This is a genomic window from Methylobacterium aquaticum (genome assembly GCF_001043915.1).
In the GTDB taxonomy this organism is placed as follows: Bacteria; Pseudomonadota; Alphaproteobacteria; order Rhizobiales; family Beijerinckiaceae; genus Methylobacterium; species Methylobacterium aquaticum.
Map to the genome: position 1 here is coordinate 1 of NZ_LABX01000319.1, position 1,685 is coordinate 1,685.

Annotated in this window: 2 protein-coding genes; both read right to left on the reverse strand. The window is 74.5% G+C overall.

All coding sequences use genetic code 11. The features are described from left to right. The coding region (locus tag VP06_RS31040; protein WP_048467682.1) for a DUF2336 domain-containing protein at positions 1-936 on the reverse strand (936 nt) is incomplete at its 3' end. Positions 937-1,224: 288 nt separating this feature from the next. After that, a partial coding sequence (locus tag VP06_RS31045; protein WP_156295861.1) for an autotransporter outer membrane beta-barrel domain-containing protein occupies positions 1,225-1,685 on the reverse strand: 461 nt, incomplete at its 5' end.

A 1,685-nucleotide genomic window follows, 5' to 3' on the forward strand; every position in this document is an offset into this window, starting at 1 on the left:
CCGGTACGCCTGCACCGCCGCGCCGGCCGCTTCCGGCGTCAGGGCGGGGCCGGGGCGGGCGCGCAGATAGGCGCCGAGAGTGGAGAGCCGCAGATCGGCCGCGCGCACGATGACCGCCAGCGCCCGCAGGCCGGGGGAGCGGTAGGCCGCTTCCGCCCGCTCGACCGGACAGCCGGCGAGATGGGCGAGGCCGATGAGCGCCTCGGCGATCCGGCCATCCGCCAGCCAGAGGCGCAGGTCCGCGTCGTCGAGCCCGAGCCGGACCCGCAGGGCCACCGCCTCGACGGCGCGCCGCCCGGGGCCGGGGCGGGTGGCGGGCCGCAGGAGCGCGTCGCGCTGGCGCGGCAGCAGGCCCTCGCGGGCGGCCAGCCCCGCCGCGAGGCGGTCCTTGTCCTCCATCCGCTCCGACAGGATCGTGAGGGCGGAGAGCGAGAGCTGCGCCCCGCGATTGGCGATGAGTGTCGCCATCACCGCCTGGTCACCCCGGTCGGCGAGCACGTCCGCCACCCGGGCGGCGACCCGTTCGCGCCGGGCGATCGCCGCGAGATGGACGGGCCCGCGGCTGCGGGCGACATGCAGCAACACCTCGTCGGGCAGCGCGGCGCAGCGCGCGAGCACCGGCACCGCGACGCTCGGCTCGGGGTCGCAGGCGAGGCGCCGCGCCAGCTTCCGGGGCGGCCGGGGGAGCGCGGTGACCTGCCGGGCGAGCCGCCCGCGGGATCCCGTGCCGACCCCTTCGGCGAGCACCGTCATCACCTCGTCGAAGGCACCGACCTGGAGCACCGACAGCCCCTCGGCCTGGGCCACCAGGAGGTCGGCGACGCCGTCGAGGACCCGCGCCGCGTCGGCGACCTGCTCGGCTTCCTCGATGAGGTCGGCGAGCGCCGCGGCGCCGGCCCGCGGCGGCGCGGTTCGGATGGCAGAGGCCCACGCCATGACGCAAGGATCCGAGGACAAACCGCGGGGACCGTACCCGGGGAAGCTTACGGAGGGCTTATCGCCGAAGCGGAGGCGCCGGGGCGCCGCCCTCGCAGTGTCGTCCCGATCGGCGGGTGCGGCTCCCGATCCGCCTAAGCAGATTTCGCCGAAGTGGTCACCGGTTCGGCGGCAAAAATCTGCGATCAATCAGGAACCTAAGCGGACGAAGCGTTGGCCTGCCAACGCAAGTCTGCTTAGGATCGGGAGCCTGCGTCAGATTTGGCCGGCGTCACACCTGGCCGATGGTCAGAACCGGTAGGTGAAGGTGCCCTTCACCGCATGGTCCTCGGCCCGCGAGCCGACCTGGCCGGTATACGACACGCCGATCGTCGCCGCCTTCGATACCCGCAGGTCCAGGCCCGCCGAGGCGATCAGCGCGTCCCGGGTGATCGGGATCCCCGCCGTCACGAAGCTCGGGCCCGTCCCGAAGGCCAGCAGCGCCGTCGGGACCACGTCCCCGAAGGCGCGCCGGTAGCCCACCAGACCGTGCAGCGACACCGGCGCCCCGAGGCCCAGATCCACCTCCGTCTGCGCCCGCACGCCTGCCGTCAGCGTCGGGATCTCGGCGAACCGCGAGGCGCCGCTCAAGCCCGCCACGCCCCCGGTTTCGGTGAACCGATTGCGGTCGATGCCGACATAGGCCCCGCCCACGAACGGCTCGATGTACGACGCTGTGACCGGCGACGCCTTGCCGAGCACGCCCGCCC